Genomic DNA, 17,138 nt, shown 5'->3' with positions numbered 1-17,138 from the left:
TCGAAGTAATCCTATTTTGTCGTCTGCTACTGATCTACGGCAGACTCATCGGCAAAGTATCACGTTACTCTAACCGGACGAATGCGGAGGCATCGCCGGAAAAGGCATTTTTGACTGTCGGGGCAGATTGTGAGCCCAACGCAGCGACAAACTGCGGCCGCATTACACCCAGACAAAGTCCTCGATTTGCGACGCCAACTCCACGTCCATGTCCGTTACCTTCCCTCCTGCATCGTGGGTCGTCAAGGCAATCGAGACGGTGTTGTACACGTTCTCCAGCTCGGGGTGGTGCATCATCTCCTCTGCGTAAAAGGACAGACGCATGATGAAGCTGATCGCCGCCCGAAAGTCCGAAAACTCAAATGTTTTCTTGAGCTTGTCGTCCTCGTAGGTCCATCCGGGCAAATCGTCAAGCGCCTCGTCAATCTCAGCGTCGGAAAGCGGGTCGCGGGAAGGCATGGGGGAAAGAAGTTCTGTCCGAAAGAAAAAGCGGCAATTGTTGAAGTCAAGGCTGATGCCTTTGCCCCGTGAGTCGTGACGCACAACGCGCGAGAACGCGCAAGCCCCGTCGTCACGACTCCCGAATCACGGCTGCATCTTCAACTTCTCCGCATCGATCGTCACCTCATCCATCTCCGGCGGAGCGGCCGGCAACTCCGCGGTGGGATCCGACGGCTCGGCCTGCTCCAGCGCGGCGGCCTGTTTCTCCTCAATGGTCTCCAGCAAAAACTCCGTCGTGGGCTGGGTTTGGCGCAGGAAGGGGTTGGGGAAGAAGCCCATCACGAACATGAGCACCACCAGAGGGGCCATCAGAAGGAGCTCTCGTCCATTTACGTCGGCCATATTGGCGTTGGCCTCATGGTCCAGCTCTCCGAAGAAGGTGCGATACACCATGTGCAGGAGATACACCGCTGCAAGGATGACGCCGGTCGTGGCAAAGACCACGAGGACGGTCGAGTCGAGCACGGTGCTCTTGAAGGAGCCGAGGAGAATCAGAAACTCCCCCACGAACCCGTTCAGTCCGGGCATCCCGGCAGACGCGAGCACGCTGAAGACCATGAGCGTGGTCAAAACCGGCACGGACGCCGCAAGTCCCCCATAATCGTCCATCAGCCGCGTGTGCCGCCGCTCGTAGAGCATTCCCACAAGCAGAAAGAGCGCGCCCGTGGAGAGGCCGTGGTTTACCATTTGGATCACCGCTCCCTGCATCGCCTCGGTCGTGAAGGCAAAGAGGCCAAGGACCACGAAGCCAAGGTGACTTACAGAGGAGTACGCCACCAAACTCTTCGCATCGTCCTGCACCCGGGCGATGAGCGCGCCGTAGATAATCCCGATGACGGCGAGGATGCCGATTAGAAGAGCTCCGCTCTGTGCCGCATTCGGAAAGAAGGGCAGGCAGAAGCGAAGCAGTCCGTAGGTTCCCATCTTCAGCAGCACGCCGGCCAGGATGACCGAGCCCCCCGTCGGAGCCTGTACGTGCGCATCCGGCAACCACGTGTGCAGGGGAAAGAGCGGGACCTTGATCGCAAACGAGAATGCAAACAAGGCAAAGAGCCAGCCCTGTGTGGCAAGCGGGACGTTATACTCCAGCAGTTTATACCAGTCGGTCGTAAACACTCCGTTGTTTACTGCTGCCCCAGCCTCGTAGCCCAAAAACAGGATGGCCACCAGCATCAGCAGCGACCCCACCAGCGTATAGATTACGAATTTGACCGCCGCATAAATCCGGTCCTTGCCTCCCCAAACCCCGATAATGAAGTACATCGGGATCAACGTAAGCTCGAAGAAGATGTAGAAGAGAAACAGGTCGAAGGACGTGAACACCCCAGTGATGCCGGTTTGCAGAAGCAGCAGGAGTGCGTAGTAGCCCTTCTGTTTCTTGGTGATATAGGTCCAGGACGAAAGCACGACAATCGGTCCCAGGAGAGTCGTGAGCATAACGAGGAGCAGGCTCAGCCCATCGATGCCCACGAAGTACTTCACATCGAATGTCTCTGGGAACCAGGCACTTGACACGTCCGCAAGCTGGGGAGCGATGGCGGTACTCACGGACGGATCGTAGCCCACGAAGAGGCCAATCGACAGCACAAACGTGAGCGTGGTTGTCGCCAGGGCCGTCCACCGGATGCTGGACACCTCCCGCATAAACAGCGTCAGGAGCGCGCCAACTGTCGGCAGAAAAATGACCAAGGACGTGAGGTAGGGAATGTCCATGTGAGCAATCAGCTACGCGGTCGCAGTGAATCTATGCATGCAAGCAGCACCGTCCTCTATCGTCGTTCCGTGAAACGTGAGCCGGAATGCGTAAGGGTGCTGCAACTCAACGGAGTCTGCCTCCGCCCATCACGTTTCACGGATCACACATCACGCCCGGCCCCGGAATCCCCCGGACCGGGAACTCCTAAATTCCAAACAGCATGATCCCGATTACCAGGACCACGCCCAGCACGAGGCCAAGAGCGTAATTCTGCACGATGCCCGTTTGCACCAGCCGAAGGGTGCCGCTGGCGCGCTGGGCCAATCGGGCCACGCCGTTCACCGCCCCGTCGACTACGTGCGTATCGAAGGCCGCAAACGCCTTGCGACCAAGGCCGTCGATGACGGTATCCACAACGACGTTGTTGTAGAAGTCGTCCCAGTAGTACGTGTCTTCCCAGACTTGGTAGAGCCCCCCCACGCCCCGTTCCAGGCGTGCATCGTACTCAAGACCGTAGGCCGAATACACCGACCAGGCGTAGTAGACAGTTCCAATCGCGATGGCGGAGCTAAGGCCAATGAGTCCCCACTCCAACACCAGCGGCACGTGGCCGTGCAGCGACGCTTCGGCCACCGGGCCGCCGTAGTCGGCCCCCAGATAGTGATGAATCCAATTCCACTTCCCTCCCTTGATGACTGCCGGGAGCCCGATGAAGCCTCCAACCATGGAAAGAATCCCGAGCGTCCAGAGCGGAATCGTCATTGATGACGGCGACTCGTGGGGCTCGTGCCGGTCGGGGGCCGTCCAGCGCGGCTCTCCCTCGAACGTGAGCATGTAGGAGCGCATCATGTAGAACGCCGTAAGGAGCGCCGTTACAATGCCCACGCCCCAGACTGCCCAGGCATACCCGTGCCCGGCATAGCCAAACTCGAAGGCCTTGAATAAGATCTCATCCTTCGAGAAGAAGCCCGCCGTCAGCGGAATGCCGGAAATGGCAAGCGTGGCTAGCAGGTAGGTCGTGCTCGTCGCCGGCATGTACTCCTTCAGCCCCCCCATCGTGCGCATATCCTGCGGATCGAAATCCTCAACGTCATGCCCTTCGTGCTCCATGCTGTGCTCCACCTCCTCCATGCCGTGGATCACGCTGCCAGAGCCGAGAAAGAGACAGGCCTTGAAGAAGGCATGCGTGACGACGTGAAAGATCGAGACGAAGAAAGCCCCAACGCCCGCCGCCATGAACATGTACCCGAGCTGTGAGACCGTTGAGTACGCCAGTACGCGTTTGATGTCATTCTGCGCAATCGCAATCGTGGCCGCCATGAGCGCGGTGACCGCCCCTACGACCGCAATGATCGCCATCACGACCGGTGCACTCAACACCACGACCGACAACCGAGCCAGAAGATAAAGCCCGCTCGTCACCATGGTTGCGGCGTGGATGAGGGCCGACACAGGGGTTGGACCCGCCATCGCGTCCGGCAGCCACACGAAAAGCGGAATCTGGGCACTCTTTCCGGTCGCCCCAATGAAGAGAAGAAAGACAATCCAGTTCACCGTCTCCACCGGCAGCTGCGGCCCCTGCGAAAGGATGACGTCGAAGCTCAAGGAGCCGAGAGCCTGAAAGATCATGAACATCGCCACCAGGAAAGCAAAGTCCCCGATGCGATTGACAATAAAGGCCTTGTTAGCAGCGCTGCTGTTACTCAGGTCCGTGTACCAGAACCCGATGAGAAGGTACGAGCAAAGCCCCACCCCTTCCCAACCGAGAAACAGCACCGGCAGGTTGTTCGCCAAGACGAGGTTGAGCATGGCAAAGATGAAGAGGTTGAGGTAGGCGAAAAATCGCCAATACCCCTCATCGCCATGCATATACCCAATCGAATAGAGGTGGATAATGCCCCCAACGCCCGTCACCACCAGGGTCATGATGAGCGAGAGCTCGTCCACCCGGTAGGCAAAACTCAAATCCAGGTCTCCCGCCGCCATCCACGTATAGAAATCCGCGACCACCGGGTCGCCGCCGTAGGTGACAAACAGGTAGAGGGCCAGCAGAAATGGCACCGCGACGACCGTCGTCCCGATGGTCCCAATGAGCGTCTCTCGGGTGCGAAACTGCGGCAGAAACAGGGGCGCAATGCCGTTGAGAACGGCCCCAGCCAGCGGCAGCAGCAGAATGAGACGAATGAGAAGGTCAGGCTCCATCGGCGCAACGGTGTCGAATGACGAAAGGCAGTTCTACGAGGCAGGCCCCACACACAAACGGTCGGCCCTTCAACAGGCAACCGGCCCGGGGATCTAATGCTTGAAGAGATTGATCTCCGTAATGTCGACGGTCACCTTGCTTCGGAAAATGGCGATCACGATGGCGAGGCCCACCGCCGCCTCCGCCGCCGCCACGGCAATCGAAAAGAACACAAGCATCTGACCGCTCGGGTCGCCCATCGACTGGCTGAACGTTACCAGCGTCAGGTTCACGGCGTTCAACATCAGCTCGACCGACATCAGCACCACGATGGCGTTTCGGCGGAAAAGTACCCCGAGAGTGCCGATCGAGAACAATACGGCACTAAGCGCGAGGTACCAGTTTATAGCAACGTCCATTTTGTTACTGGTTAGTTGTTGTTCGGTGCGTGCGGATCGCTGAGATGACTGGCCGTCGACGGGGCGTCCCGCCCGCCCCACCGACCAACGGATCCCTGGATCTACTCGAAGCGGCGTTGGGCCAGCATGACCGCCCCCACAGTAGCCGCCAGGAGCAGAATGCCCGCGACCTCTACATGCAAGGCGTAGCGCGTAAACAGGATCTCTCCCAGCGTCGAGGCCGCTCCGACCTCCGCAGCCGTCTCGGGCGTCACCGGATCGACCCCTAGGTCAAACTGCAGGGCCACGACGTAGAGCAGCTGACTCAGGACCACCATTCCCAGAATAAATCCCCCGACCCGGGCCCAGTCAATCTCGTGTAGCTCCGGGAGGGCCGAAAGGTTGAGCAGCATGATCACAAATAAGAACAGGACCATGATGGCTCCAGCGTAGACCAGAATCTGGATGGCCCCGATAAAGGCAGCATTCAGGGTCATGTACAGCCCCGCAATGCAGAACAGATTCAGTACCAGCCAGAGGGCACTCGTAACGGGACTGCGAGCGATGACCATGCCGAGAGCAGCCGCTACCGCTACCGTCGCCAGGAAGAAAAACATGAAGGGGGACGCCATAAACCCGACCGAGCTGAGTGAAAGCCTGTTGGTGCTGAGGCACCCGCCGAGAGACAGCAAGGCCCTGCTGATCGGCGGGCAAGTTCAACGCGCAAAGTAACGCGCCATGGTCGTAGGGGCAAGATTCGGCCCGGTAAATCGTTGATGAAGAGCCAGAATCCTGGATTTTTCCCCTCAGGAGGCCGAGATCGTGGCGTGTGAGACGGCGGGCTCGGGCTGGGAGGCCCGCCCAGCCTCCATCGTCGTCGGCTCGACCGTGAGGGTTCGACCAAACTCCGTCTCGAACATTTTTCCTTCCTCCTTCCCGGACCACACCTCCAATTGCGGATCTCCTTTCGTCGCAATGGAAAGGGCAAGGGTCTCGTCCGTCAGTCGCGCCCGCAAGGCAACCACGTTCTGAAAGTGGCTGCGATCCAGCCCCTCAGCAATCCGAAGAAGCGACGCCAACTGTCGGACCCGTCGCTTCTGTGCCTCGGTGCACTCCCGATAGTGCTCGTGTGCATCGGTGGGCGAGGCTGCCCGATGATACCGGGCCACGAGCGACATGAGCCCCTCCTCTTCGGGCTGAAAGCCCTGCAGATCCGCATTCTTGATTAGGTACCGCGAGTGCTTGTGATGCGTGTCGTGGCTAATCACGTACCCAATATCATGCAACAAGGCCGCGTACTCCAGTAGCTCGGCATCGCGGGCCGGGCCGTCGTAAAGGGGGCGACACACATTGAAAAGAAATGTCGCCGTGGCCGCAACGTGTTGCGCGTGGCGCTCTTCCCACTGAAATCGGTAGGCAAGCTCGTGCACGCTCCGGCGTCGGGGATCCCGAAACGGCGCCATGCGACGAATCCGGGTGTAGTTGGTGTCCATGAAGTGCACGACCATCCCCTCCCGCAGGGCATTGGACGAGACTTGAAGGGACTCCACCGCCGGCAATTGGTCGAAAAGGGTATCAAGCAGTACGGCCCCTGCCCCAATCTGGTCGACGCGTTTCGGATCAATAGAGGGATGCGTCCTCCGGTCCTCGGCCGTTGAATCGATCACCCAGTCCAGTGCCTCCCGAACCGACGGAACGGCAAGCCGCTGCTGAAAGATGGTGCGCCCCTCCTCTCCCGCCCAATCCGCCGCCAGTCGAGCCAGCGTTTTCATCGTCCCCGACGATCCCACGATGCCCGTCACGTCGTGCGATTTACACGCCGCCACCACAGGCGCAAGCACGTCTTCGAAGTGGGCACGCATCTCAGCCTCGGCCTCCGCCGACAGTGGGTCGTCGTGGACGAATTTTTCGGTCATCCGCGCGGCGCCGAGCTTTAGACTGGTCGCAGACACGCGTTCTCCGCCCGATACAAGAATACATTCCACCGACCCCCCACCGATATCGACCAGAAGCGTCGGAGCCGTAAGGTCCACGGCCCGTCGTACGCCCTGGAAAATCAGCTTGGCCTCTTGCTCCCCACTAATGGGGCGGATCCGCAGCCCCAACTCTCGTCGCACCCGGCGGATAAACTCTCCCCCGTTGGCGGCCTCCCGGATGGCACTCGTCGCAAAGGCCAAAAACTCGGTCGCGTCCCAGCCCCGCGCTAGCAGATGAATGCGCCGAAGGGCGCGCAGCCCTCGTTCCATTGCCTCTTCCGGCAGAGTATTGGCCTCGAGGCCGTGCTCCCCCAACCGCACCATTTCTTTCATTCGGTCCACCACCTGAAAACTCCCATTGGCATGGGCGTCCACGATGACAGCGTGAAAGGAGTTTGTCCCCAAGTCAATCACGCAGACGCGAATAGGCGACCGGGTCCCGTTGGCCCCATACGTGGTTTCGGGCACGAGAATACAGGCGGCACGCTCGTCGGACTCAGACATAGAGGAAATAGAAACGCAGGGCGCGGACAAAAGCTTGATTATTGTCCAAGGAAAGAAACAGAAGCCTCAGGATCATCCCTCCTCTGAAAGCTCAAATTCGATACGTTCGACTCCCGCTCCTTTCGAGGTCCGCTTGGTGATCCGGATGCGTCCCACGTCTGCAAGATGGTCTACGTGGGTGCCTCCGCACGGACACAGATCGAAATCGCCAATGGCTACCATCCGGAGGGGGTCAACGTGGTCCGGGATTAAGTCGAGAAGTCCTCGCCCATCTGGGGTCTGCTCCTCCGCCTCTTCCCGCGCCATTTCCGTCTTTCGAACGGGGAGGTCTTGCTGGAGGATCGCATTCGAGCGGGTCTCAATCGCGTTTACCTCGTTCGAAGAAAAGTCAGCGGGCTCAAAGTCGATACGAGACCGATCGGGGTGAATCTGATTGCCCGCTGTTTGGGCCTCGAATACGTCTAACACAACTTTCGACACCACATGCTGAGCCGTATGCATGCGACGAAGCTTCATGCGGCGGGCCTCGTCGATCTGGCCCTCCACCTCGTCGCCCGGCTCCGGAAGGTCGCCCCTTACCTCCTCCAAGTAGTGCCGCACGTCGCCGTGCTCTTTCTGCACATCCACGACCTCCGCCGCTCCCCCGTCCCAGTGGAGTGTGCCGTGATCGGCGGGCTGCCCGCCTCCCTCCGGGTAAAAATAGGTTCCATCCAGCACCATGTAGTCGTCGGCGACCTCTTCGACCGTTGCCGTAAAAGACGTGACGTCGTCGTTGTCGGGAAGATATCGGAGTTCAGTCATGGTATCGATGCGGATGGGTGTGCGAACGATCGGCTCGATCAGCCGCACCAGCAACGACCCATTTCGTTCCGTTTCCCCCTCCCAAAATAGCACCGCCGGATCTGTCGTGTTTATTCCTGGAGGCCGGAAGCCAGTGGTCCCGAACCATCCGCCCGCCCGCCTTCCCTCTTTGCGCCAAACAGTCGAACAATGGGCCTGATTCCGAAGCCGGCGAATCACTTTCTTCTCCATCGGCGAGCCGAAAGGAAAGCGGAATCGCCCTCCCGAACAGCTACCGCCACGTCGTATCTTGTCCGCAATCCGGAACGGCCTGGACTGGGGATCTCCTTGAGGGGGCACACCAGCAGGCGTCCGCTTTCGAATCATCCAAACGGAACGACAATGGCTACAGTCAAAGAATCAAAACGGCTTAATGGCGTCGACCTGGAGGTTCTCAACGAAACGATTAGTGCCCTGCAAAACGACCCTGCCCTCGGCAAAAGTCAGTTTCGGGCCCGTAACAAGTGGGTAAGCGGCAACCACAACCGCTCAACTATTTCCGAGTTTTACACTGCCAAGGAGGAAATGACCCACAAGCAGTCCTTCGAGTTGCACGCCGACGAACCGCCCATCCTGGCCGGCAACGACGAGGCGCCCAACCCCGTCGAGCACCTGCTCAATGCTCTGGCTAGCTGTGTGACGACGAGCATCGTCGCGCACGCGGCCGTTCGCGGCATCGAAATCGAGGAAATGGAAGCCGAATTGGAAGGCGACATCGACCTCAACGGTTTCCTGGGCCTCGACATGGGCGTGCCGAAAGGCTACACGGACATCCGCATGACCTATCGGGTAAAAACCGACGCCACCAACGCGGCCAAGCTCCGAAGCCTGGCCGACTTTTCACCGGTCTACCACACGATTACGAACGGTGCCAAGGTGGACATCGACATTCAGCCGATGTGACCCCGGTTGCGCAGTACGTCCGGTGATGTTAAGGACACGGCGGGTGAGAAGCCGCTCACCGGATGAACAGAGGGGTTGCGCCTCAGAACCACAGCTGTCCGGCTCTGAACGCGCCCCTCCCGACCGATAAAAGCAGACAACAAAAAAGCGCCGCCCCGGAGCGTCCGGAGCGGCGCTTCTGTTTTCGAAGACCCGAGAGAGAAAGGGGCTCACTCTCCACTTCACATTCCGAATTCCGCACTCGCTCAGGTGCCAGCGGAATAGTCCGTGGCGTAATGTTCCTGCTCCTCGGAAAGGCCGTCGATCTCAACGCCCATCGTGTTGAGCTTCACGCGGGCAATCTCGTCGTCCATCTCCTGCGGGATGTCATACACCTTATCCTCAAGCATCTCGCCGGACTCGTGGCGCTGGACGAGATCGAGGTGAGCGCGGAACTGGTTGGCGAAGCTCATGTCCATCACTTCGCTCGGGTGCCCCTCCGCCGCGGCGAGATTCACAAGGCGGCCGTCGCCGAGAACGTACACGCGCTCGCCGTTTTCTTTCGTGTACTCGCGGTTGTTCTCACGCACCTCACGGGCATCAGTGGAAAGCTCTGCTAGCTCTTCAAGGTTGAGCTCCACGTCGTAGTGGCCCGTATTGGCGACAATCGCACCGTCCTTCATCTTCAGGAAGTGGCGCCCGCGGATCACGTCCTTCATGCCGGTGGCCGTCACGAAGATGTCGCCCTTCTCAGCGGCCTCGTCCATGCTCATGACCTGATGGCCATCGAGCGTGGCCTTGAGGGCCGTCGCGGGCCGCACCTCGGTCACGATCGTGTTGGCGCCCATGCCCTTCGCACGGGTGGCAACGCCACGGCCGCAGTGGCCATAACCCGCAACGACGAAGTTTTTGCCCGCGATGAGGGTACTGGTGGCGCGCAGAATGCCGTCGATCGTGCTCTGCCCCGTGCCGTAAACGTTGTCAAAGTCCCACTTCGTCTCGGCGTCGTTAACGGCGTAGACCGGATACTGCAGCTTGCCGTCGTTGTCCATCGCGCGGAGGCGATGCACGCCGGTCGTCGTCTCCTCACTGCCGCCGATGATGTGGTCCATCATGTCCTGGTGGTCGGAGTGGACCGTAAAGATGAGGTCCGCTCCATCGTCGAGCGTCAGGTGCGGCGGCGTGTCGATCGTCCGTTCGATGCACCAGTAGAAGTCGTCGGTGTCGAGGCCGTGCCAGGCGTAAATCTCCGTCCCGTTGTTGGCAAGCGCCGCAGCAATGTCGTCCTGCGTCGAGAGCGGGTTACATCCACTCCAAGCCACCTCAGCGCCGCAGGCCTGCAGGGTTTCCACGAGCACGGCAGTCTCCTTCGTCACGTGCAAACACCCGGCGATCTTGTAGCCCTCAAACGGCTTTGAGTCAGAATATTCTTCGCGCAGCTGCATGAGAACGGGCATTCGGCTCTCGGCCCATTCAATGCGCTTGCGCCCCTCGTCGGCCAAACTGAGATCGCGAACTTTGTATTGTCCTTCCTTGTGGTCCATGTGCGTATCGGGATGGTGTAATGCAGAAGATGTGTGGTAACAATTGGGCTACCGGCCCTGTCGTGCTGTATCAGGACCGCAGCCAATGCCCTGGTCCCCGGTGAGCGAGGATGAAAAAGGGCCCCTGTGCGACCGGGAATGGCGTACCACCGGCTGCTACACACCACGGGGGGAACAGTTTATCTGTTTGGGGTAAATTTCCCCTTCGTTTCCTCAAAGCATCACTTCTCCTCTTCTCCCCTCATCGGGCGGTTTCCCGTTCCTCTGTTTCGCCAACGGTGCATACAGGGGCGCTCCGGAACCGTCTCCTGGAGATCTGGCGGATATGTAAGCTCACTAATCCCTACTACCTCAAGAATACCTGCAGGATCTCAGGTCCAGCGAGATTTAGGAGACTCTCGGGTCAACCCACCCTTTTTTGTCATCCTGTTCAGAGTGGAAAGAGCGTCGCCCAGGCGGGTCTTCTGATGCGCCCCAAAGCGTTTCTAAACGAGCCAGAAGAGCATGCAGAATTTCATGCTCTTCGACAACAATGGAAATCCACTGATTCCCGCTTCTTCCGGTCCCCCATTGACGCGCCCTTTCCCATTTCCCCTGCAGTCCTCAGGGAGTATCGTATCGTCCCTTCTTCTCGCTCTCCTTTTAGCTGCCATTTTACCGGCCGTTCTTCTGTCTCCTCGCCCCGCATACGCGCAGGTCGGAGAAGACGCGCCGCTCTTTCGGGAGATTGCCACGATGGATAGCCTGCTCTTCGTGGAGGGATTCAACGGCTGTGACCTTTCGACCACCCGCTCGGTCCTGGCTGAAGAACTCGACTTCTACCACGATCAGTCCGGTATTCAGGACAAGCCTCAGTTCATGGCGGCCATCGAACAGAACATCTGTTCTTCTCCCGAGCGAAAGCCGATCCGGAGACTGGTGGGTGGAAGCATGGAGGTTTTCCCCCTCTATCGCGATGGCACGCTGTACGGGGCCCTCCAGTCTGGACAGCATGAGTTCTACATCCAAGAGCCGGAGAAGCAGCCCTACAAGACCAGCATCGCCCAGTTTACCCACGTCTGGATTCGTGATGGTGAGGAATGGCGTCTCACCGAGGTGTTGAGTTACGACCATCAGGCCTCATCTGAATGAAGGCGCGCTCACAATTTATATTACAATAACAGATACGTAAAAGTATAAAAATAACTATTATACTTAGACACAAACAATAAAAATGCCCCCCCCCACACAAAGAACTGTCTTGATGATGAGGAGAGAGGATAACCCTATTTGGTGCAGATGACAATCATCGATGACTTCACTTCAATAAGGGATTTCTGAAACGGAACGGTGAATCCCCGTCTACCCCGTTTGGGCGATTCTGAACTGGGACATGGTCGTTCCAAACGGAGTTTCAAAACCAATAGTATCAATACTTGTGCATCTGTTTGGGTTTTAAAACGGCGGATATCTCCACTCCCCTTCCGGACTGCCGACAGCCTGGATCTGCGACGTTGAGTGGGGATTTCCCACTTCCGGTTGGTCATTTCCCCGTACTGCCGAGCCCGCTGCTCAGCGGAGAGACTTCCCTGATCTGGATACTGAGAAACCGGCTCTGACCGCCGTCTGAACCGGACTTGTACCGAAATCCGATCGTGTTCAATACAACCTGCCCAGAGCTTTTTCAGCTTAACGTTTGGGGAGGCGCCCCCTCAAAAGTACTGCCCTCCTCGTAGCCTAAAAACTCCAGGCCGTCACCGTTCCCCCATAGCTTTGCGTAAGCGCCTTCACGATGGGAAGCCCGAGTCCTCCTCCACCGGCACTGCTCTGCCGCACCCGTGCGATAGAAGCGCTCGAAAAGCCGGTCGGCGGCCTCGGGGTCAGATCTAGTTCCTGAGTCCGACACGTGCAGCACAACGTCGCCTTCTTCCTTCGCCACCTGCACCGTAACCTGCTCCCGTCGCTGTGGACCGGAAACGACTCGTTCACTGAAGGTAAAAAATCAATCATCCACCAAAGCCATGAACACACTCACGATCCAGCTCTCCGACGAGACCACCAACCGCCTGGAGGCCTTTGCTTCTTTTTCTGGCGGTTATCCCTTCTACAATCAAGGAACTCCGTCCGATAAATGACGGATGTCGGCTCGAATGAGCTGCCCCGAGAGGTTGTGGGACTTCAGTTGGGCCTAGGCACACGACACCACGCCCTCTCCGGAGTGCTCCGTGTAGAGAATGCACCAGTCGCAGGGATGTATCTTTCCTTTCACGCTGAGGCACGCCCCGAAGCCATCTCCGTTCTGGTCCGGCACGTAGAGGCTGCAGTTTCCACAGTACTGATTCCCGCTGGGCTTGTGCTGAAGCGCCACTCCGGGATTGTCCTGCGACTGCTGCCCGCCGCGCGTACGCGTTGCCCCCGAGAGGGACTCTCCTTTGGCTTCAGACTCAGGGAGCGTGTCGTTGTTCGGATGCGGAACCTCGTGGCTAGGACCCTGATCGGCAGAGTCGTCCCCGTCGCCGTCCCCATCGTTTCCGTCTCCCCCTCCACAGCCCGAGACAACGGTGAGCATACTTCCTCCAATGAGGGTACTACCGATCCACTTGAGGGCTTCTCGGCGATTCAGTTCGTTAGTCATGGAATTATAGGGAGTTCTGTGTAAAAGAATCGGTACAAAAAGGGGTCCACCCCACGGACTATTTAGCAATCGGCATCGCGGTTTTGTCGTTCAGGCGTCCTTTAGCGAGTCGAACAACCGGAAGGCAAACACAGCAATCCCGATCCACATGCCCGTACGAACGGCCAGTGCTACAACCGTCCTCATTTCGTACGGCCTGCCCTGCAGCACGTGAAGCCCAAAGGCAAGATACGTCCCCGCCGCCCCGCCAGCAATCGCGACGGCAACCCAACGGGCCCACTCCCACCCTTGCCACAGTCCGACGCCGGCCACCACATAGAAGAATCCGGCGACAAAATTACTCCAGACGACAAAAGGGATGAAGTCTCCTACCGCCTGCCGAGCCTCCTCACCACCAAAGAGCACAGTTCCTCCCGACCAGATCGTCAGAAGGCCGAAGGTAACAGCAACGATTGCAACGAGATGCCGGGCAATTCGGATGTGACTGGTTTCGGTCATTGGCGTCGAGGACGCGCTTGTGTCCCAGGTTTTTAGAGTTACCGCTTTGAGAAACAGCAGTCTCCGCTGAATCTCGCGTCACGTGAATAACGTGCTGCTCGGCAACAAGACGCGCCAAGTCATGAGCCAGGCCAGCACGTTCGAAACGTCGATCAGTACAAGAATGCGTCGTAGATTCAGCGTGGAGCAAGAAAGACAAAAAGGGGGTTCCGAGTGCTGAGGTCAATTCCATTAAGGGTCTAAGCTTTCGTCTTCGAGTACTGCCGCACGGCCACCGTCAGGATGAGAATGCCGTACGCCAACAGGATGGCTGTCGGCTGCCAGATCTCCATCGGCCCCGCGCCCTTCATGAGTACGCCCCGAACGACCTCAATGAAGTGCTTCAGCGGGCTCAGCTCAGCGAACCACTCCGCCCAGGCCGGCATGCTCGTGACCGGGGTAAAGAGGCCGCTCATAAATAGGTACAGGACGAGCACGAAGTACGTGACGAACATGGCCTGTTGTTGCGTGTCGACGGACGCAGAAATCCACAGCCCGATGCCGAGAGCACTCGTCAGGTAGATTCCCGCCACACCGAAGAGAAGGAAAAGACTGCCTTCGAACGGGATGTCAAAGGCGAGCCACGCGATCCCCAATCCCACAGCGAATTCCAGCAGCCCGAGCGCCCAGAAGGGCAGCAGTTTCCCAACAATGAACTCTCCTTTCGTGAGGGGCGTCACGTTGAGCTGCTCAATGGTTCCGATCTCCTTCTCGCGGGCGATGTTCTGAGCGGTGAGCAGTGTCCCGATAATCGTGACGAGGATCGTGAGGATGCCCGGCGCCATGAAGTCGTCGTATTCGAGCGTCACATTGTACCACAAGCGGGCCCCCACGTCGAGCTGAGCCCGCTTCGCCGGAGCCGTCGATTGGAGTTGCGGCGACTGCTCGGCACCGAGGTCCGCGGCCACGCCCTGGAGAATTTGCTGGGCGTAGGACTGAATCACGCCGGCCGAGGCCTTCTCGCCGCTCACGACGAGCCGAACGGCCGGCTGCTCTCCCCGATTTAGCTCACGGTCGAAGCCCGCAGGCACATGCAACGTGAGGTCAACCTGCCCCGCTTGAAGGCTTCGACTCGCGTTCTCCGCGGAAGACGAATGCTCGGTAATCGAAAATCGCTCGGAGGCCGCAAAGGCCTCGCTCACCCGTCGCGACGCCTGGCTGTGGTCGTTGTCTACGAATTGAACGTCGGCCTGCCGCACCTCAAACGTAGCTGCACTCGTCACGAGAAGCAGTTGCACGACCGGAATCATGATGATCTGAAACAGCATGACCCGATCTCGAAGGACCTGTAGGGTCTCTTTCTGTACCAGATAGAAGATTGTGCGCATGGCGCTCACGGATGGAGATATCAAGGGCAATCGGATGAATGGAGAGAAGAGACGCCCCTCCTCCCCACTCAGAGTCCCCGTCATTCGAGGCGAACGTTAAAGCTGAGCGTGCTGGCCCCCAGGAAAACGCCAGCCATCCCGACCAGAACCAGCGTCTCGAGTCCCAGAAGGTCGAGGCCGGCTCCCTTCAGCAGGATCTCCCGGATGATGTGAACGAACCACTTGGCCGGCACGACGTGCGTGACCGGCTGGAGCCAATCCGGCATGCTCGAAATCGGAAAAATCATCCCCGAAAGGAGGGTGGTCGGTAGCATGAGACCGACGAGCGTCCCCATCATGGCCGTTCGCTGGGAGTCGGTCCGCGTGGAGATAAAAATCCCGAGGCTGAGACACACGAGCACAAAGAGGAGGCTCTCCCCTAGCAGTAGACCGAGGCTTCCGCGTAAGGGCACGTCGAACACCGAGTAGGCTACGCCAAGTACCGTGACCGCATTCGCAAAGCCGACCACCACGTACGGAACGACTTTCCCGGAGACCACCTGCCACTGCTGCAGGGGAGAGACGAGCATCGTCTCCATAGTACCGGTCTCTTTCTCACGGGCAATGGAAAGGGCCGTCATGAGGGCCGATACGATGGTGAGCACGAACGCCAGCAGGCCCGGCACGAAGAAGTAGGCCGACTCGAGCGTCGGATTGTAGCGGGCGCGCGTTTCGATTCGGAAAGGGATGCCTCCGGCGCTTGTATTGAGGGACTGTTCGTAGTCGCCCAGCAGGGCCTGTGCGTAGTCCTGCCGGATGCGCCCGATGTTGGGATTCATGGCGTCGGTGATGAGAAGCACCCCCGCGCCGGACGGGGCTCGAAGCGCCGACGCAAAGTCTGACTCTACGACCAGGGCCTGGTCGATGGCACCCTGCTGAAAGAGCGACTCCAGTTGATCGGTGCTCCGCAGCAAGCGGGTTACGTGAAAACGATCGGAGCCCTCGAGCGTGGCCTTCAGCCGATGGGTCTCTGCATCGGGACTCGGGGTCACGAGGGCGAGTCGAATGTCCTCCACGTCCGTCCGAATAGCGTACCCAAAGAGCAGCACCTGCACCAGCGGCATCAGGAGAAGAACCGTCAGCGTGCGCCTATCCCGCAAAATGTGGTAGACTTCCTTGCGGATGAGCCCGAAGAATGCATTCATCATGTCGTCTTGCGGTTACGGGTGGCTTCAAATCGAATTGCTCTTCCTGCATCGAGTACAGGTAAACGCGAGGGCGTCTGGCAGGTCGTCCTTTACTTCTTCCCTCCTAGACATTCAAGGCCGAGGGTTCTGCACCGGAATCAATCCCCGGGGCGTTTGGAGTACGGACGTTCCTCCTCACGACTCACCGGATGTCGCCACTTTCACAAACACGTCGTCCATCGTCTCGGCCGCGTAGTCGGACTTGAGTGTCGCAGGGGAACCGAGCGCGTCGATCGTGCCCTCGACCATGATCGATACGCGGTCGCAGTACTCGGCTTCGTCCATGTAGTGGGTCGTCACGAGCACCGTGGTGCCATCCGAAGCCGCCTCGTAAATCATCTCCCAGAACTGCCGGCGCGTGACGGGATCGACGCCGCTCGTCGGCTCGTCGAGAAAGACGACGCCCGGTTCGTGGAGCAGCGCGACCGAAAAGGCAAGCTTTTGCTTCCACCCCAGTGGAATGGAGCCGACCCGCTCGTCGGCCGCGTGCTCAAAGCCAAGGCGCTGGAGTAGCCGATCGCGGCGCTTTCGGATTTCGCTATGAGGAAGATCGTAGATGCCGCCGTACAGGCGGATATTTTCTTTTACCGTCAGGTCATCGTATAGCGCAAACTTCTGGCTCATGTAGCCGATGTGACGCTTGACCTGCTCCGGCTCGGTGCGTACGTCGTACCCGGCCACCTGCGCCTCCCCCTCTGTCGGCTCCAGAAGGCCGGTGAGCATCCGGATTGAGGTCGTTTTCCCTGCGCCGTTGGCCCCGAGGAAGCCGAAGACCTCTCCCTCTTCAATCTCAAAGGAGATGTGATCAACGGCCGTGAAGTCCCCAAATCGGCGCGTTAAGTTCAGTGCCGTGATTGCTGACATGTCGAGGTAGGAACGAGTATTTGGATGAATGAAGGCGAGGAAAATT

General features: G+C 58.9%; 15 protein-coding genes. 2 read left to right on the top strand and 13 right to left on the bottom strand.

Annotated features, from left to right (window positions below; translation table 11 throughout):
• Positions 1 to 162 precede the first annotated feature (162 nt).
• The 7 genes from BSZ35_RS01350 to BSZ35_RS01320 all read right to left on the bottom strand — a co-directional run bounded on the left by BSZ35_RS01350 (position 163) and on the right by BSZ35_RS01320 (position 8,058).
• Positions 163 to 459 carry a 4a-hydroxytetrahydrobiopterin dehydratase gene (locus BSZ35_RS01350; protein WP_105013672.1) on the bottom strand — a complete coding sequence of 99 codons (297 nt, stop codon included), beginning with the start codon at positions 457 to 459 and terminating at the stop codon, positions 163 to 165.
• Between the two features lie 126 nt (positions 460 to 585).
• A complete protein-coding gene (locus tag BSZ35_RS01345; RefSeq protein ID WP_105010769.1) occupies positions 586 to 2,214 on the bottom strand; it encodes an NADH-quinone oxidoreductase subunit M in 1,629 nt (542 codons plus the stop codon).
• 187 nt (positions 2,215 to 2,401) lie between these two features.
• On the bottom strand, positions 2,402 to 4,399 hold the full coding sequence (nuoL, locus tag BSZ35_RS01340) for an NADH-quinone oxidoreductase subunit L (protein ID WP_105010768.1): 1,998 nt from the start codon (positions 4,397 to 4,399) through the stop codon (positions 2,402 to 2,404).
• A 93-nt stretch (positions 4,400 to 4,492) separates the two neighbouring features.
• Positions 4,493 to 4,798, bottom strand: a complete 306-nt coding sequence (nuoK, locus tag BSZ35_RS01335) for an NADH-quinone oxidoreductase subunit NuoK (protein ID WP_105010767.1) — start codon at positions 4,796 to 4,798, stop codon at positions 4,493 to 4,495.
• 101 nt (positions 4,799 to 4,899) lie between these two features.
• A complete protein-coding gene (locus tag BSZ35_RS01330; RefSeq protein ID WP_105010766.1) occupies positions 4,900 to 5,409 on the bottom strand; it encodes an NADH-quinone oxidoreductase subunit J in 510 nt (169 codons plus the stop codon).
• A gap of 174 nt (positions 5,410 to 5,583) precedes the next feature.
• A complete protein-coding gene (locus BSZ35_RS01325; RefSeq protein ID WP_105010765.1) occupies positions 5,584 to 7,257 on the bottom strand; it encodes a Ppx/GppA phosphatase family protein in 1,674 nt (557 codons plus the stop codon).
• A gap of 72 nt (positions 7,258 to 7,329) precedes the next feature.
• Positions 7,330 to 8,058, bottom strand: coding sequence for an alanyl-tRNA editing protein (locus BSZ35_RS01320; protein ID WP_105013671.1), 729 nt, complete (start codon positions 8,056 to 8,058; stop codon positions 7,330 to 7,332).
• Between the two features lie 381 nt (positions 8,059 to 8,439).
• Between BSZ35_RS01320 and BSZ35_RS01315 the strand changes: the two genes are divergently transcribed.
• Complete coding sequence (locus tag BSZ35_RS01315; protein WP_105010764.1) at positions 8,440 to 9,000, top strand: OsmC family protein; 561 nt, start codon at positions 8,440 to 8,442, stop codon at positions 8,998 to 9,000.
• 245 nt (positions 9,001 to 9,245) lie between these two features.
• Here the strand turns inward: BSZ35_RS01315 and BSZ35_RS01310 are convergent, their stop codons facing one another.
• Complete coding sequence (locus BSZ35_RS01310; protein ID WP_105010763.1) at positions 9,246 to 10,523, bottom strand: adenosylhomocysteinase; 1,278 nt, start codon at positions 10,521 to 10,523, stop codon at positions 9,246 to 9,248.
• 504 nt (positions 10,524 to 11,027) lie between these two features.
• Between BSZ35_RS01310 and BSZ35_RS01305 the strand changes: the two genes are divergently transcribed.
• Positions 11,028 to 11,654 (top strand): nuclear transport factor 2 family protein, encoded by a 627-nt coding sequence (locus BSZ35_RS01305; protein ID WP_105010762.1) that lies wholly within the window; start codon positions 11,028 to 11,030, stop codon positions 11,652 to 11,654.
• A gap of 1,036 nt (positions 11,655 to 12,690) precedes the next feature.
• Here the strand turns inward: BSZ35_RS01305 and BSZ35_RS01295 are convergent.
• The 5 genes from BSZ35_RS01295 to BSZ35_RS01275 all read right to left on the bottom strand — a co-directional run bounded on the left by BSZ35_RS01295 (position 12,691) and on the right by BSZ35_RS01275 (position 17,092).
• Positions 12,691 to 13,137 (bottom strand): hypothetical protein, encoded by a 447-nt coding sequence (locus tag BSZ35_RS01295; RefSeq protein WP_105010760.1) that lies wholly within the window; start codon positions 13,135 to 13,137, stop codon positions 12,691 to 12,693.
• A 90-nt stretch (positions 13,138 to 13,227) separates the two neighbouring features.
• Entirely contained in the window at positions 13,228 to 13,635 is a 408-nt protein-coding gene (locus BSZ35_RS01290) for a hypothetical protein (protein WP_105010759.1), read from the bottom strand.
• A 239-nt stretch (positions 13,636 to 13,874) separates the two neighbouring features.
• Positions 13,875 to 15,002, bottom strand: coding sequence for an ABC transporter permease (locus BSZ35_RS01285; RefSeq protein WP_181149129.1), 1,128 nt, complete (start codon positions 15,000 to 15,002; stop codon positions 13,875 to 13,877).
• 80 nt (positions 15,003 to 15,082) lie between these two features.
• Entirely contained in the window at positions 15,083 to 16,189 is a 1,107-nt protein-coding gene (locus BSZ35_RS01280; protein WP_105010757.1) for an ABC transporter permease, read from the bottom strand.
• A 174-nt stretch (positions 16,190 to 16,363) separates the two neighbouring features.
• Entirely contained in the window at positions 16,364 to 17,092 is a 729-nt protein-coding gene (locus BSZ35_RS01275; protein WP_105010756.1) for an ABC transporter ATP-binding protein, read from the bottom strand.
• Positions 17,093 to 17,138 lie beyond the last annotated feature (46 nt).

This window comes from Salinibacter sp. 10B (genome assembly GCF_002954405.1).
GTDB lineage: Bacteria > Bacteroidota > Rhodothermia > Rhodothermales > Salinibacteraceae > Salinibacter.
Note: the sequence above shows the minus strand (reverse complement) of the source record. Positions and strands in the feature narration are given on the sequence as shown.

Bases quoted from the DNA above. Each gene is read 5' to 3' on its own strand.
- BSZ35_RS01350 (WP_105013672.1), bottom strand. From the start codon at position 459: ATGCCTTCCCGCGACCCGCTTTCCGACGCTGAGATTGACGAGGCGCTT.
- BSZ35_RS01290 (WP_105010759.1), bottom strand. From the start codon at position 13,635: ATGACCGAAACCAGTCACATCCGAATTGCCCGGCATCTCGTTGCAATC.
- BSZ35_RS01295 (WP_105010760.1), bottom strand. From the start codon at position 13,137: ATGACTAACGAACTGAATCGCCGAGAAGCCCTCAAGTGGATCGGTAGT.
- BSZ35_RS01330 (WP_105010766.1), bottom strand. From the start codon at position 5,409: ATGGCGTCCCCCTTCATGTTTTTCTTCCTGGCGACGGTAGCGGTAGCG.
- BSZ35_RS01310 (WP_105010763.1), bottom strand. From the start codon at position 10,523: ATGGACCACAAGGAAGGACAATACAAAGTTCGCGATCTCAGTTTGGCC.
- nuoK (WP_105010767.1), bottom strand. From the start codon at position 4,798: ATGGACGTTGCTATAAACTGGTACCTCGCGCTTAGTGCCGTATTGTTC.
- BSZ35_RS01345 (WP_105010769.1), bottom strand. From the start codon at position 2,214: ATGGACATTCCCTACCTCACGTCCTTGGTCATTTTTCTGCCGACAGTT.
- BSZ35_RS01325 (WP_105010765.1), bottom strand. From the start codon at position 7,257: ATGTCTGAGTCCGACGAGCGTGCCGCCTGTATTCTCGTGCCCGAAACC.
- BSZ35_RS01280 (WP_105010757.1), bottom strand. From the start codon at position 16,189: ATGATGAATGCATTCTTCGGGCTCATCCGCAAGGAAGTCTACCACATT.
- nuoL (WP_105010768.1), bottom strand. From the start codon at position 4,399: ATGGAGCCTGACCTTCTCATTCGTCTCATTCTGCTGCTGCCGCTGGCT.
- BSZ35_RS01320 (WP_105013671.1), bottom strand. From the start codon at position 8,058: ATGACTGAACTCCGATATCTTCCCGACAACGACGACGTCACGTCTTTT.
- BSZ35_RS01285 (WP_181149129.1), bottom strand. From the start codon at position 15,002: ATGCGCACAATCTTCTATCTGGTACAGAAAGAGACCCTACAGGTCCTT.
- BSZ35_RS01305 (WP_105010762.1), top strand. From the start codon at position 11,028: ATGCAGAATTTCATGCTCTTCGACAACAATGGAAATCCACTGATTCCC.
- BSZ35_RS01275 (WP_105010756.1), bottom strand. From the start codon at position 17,092: ATGTCAGCAATCACGGCACTGAACTTAACGCGCCGATTTGGGGACTTC.
- BSZ35_RS01315 (WP_105010764.1), top strand. From the start codon at position 8,440: ATGGCTACAGTCAAAGAATCAAAACGGCTTAATGGCGTCGACCTGGAG.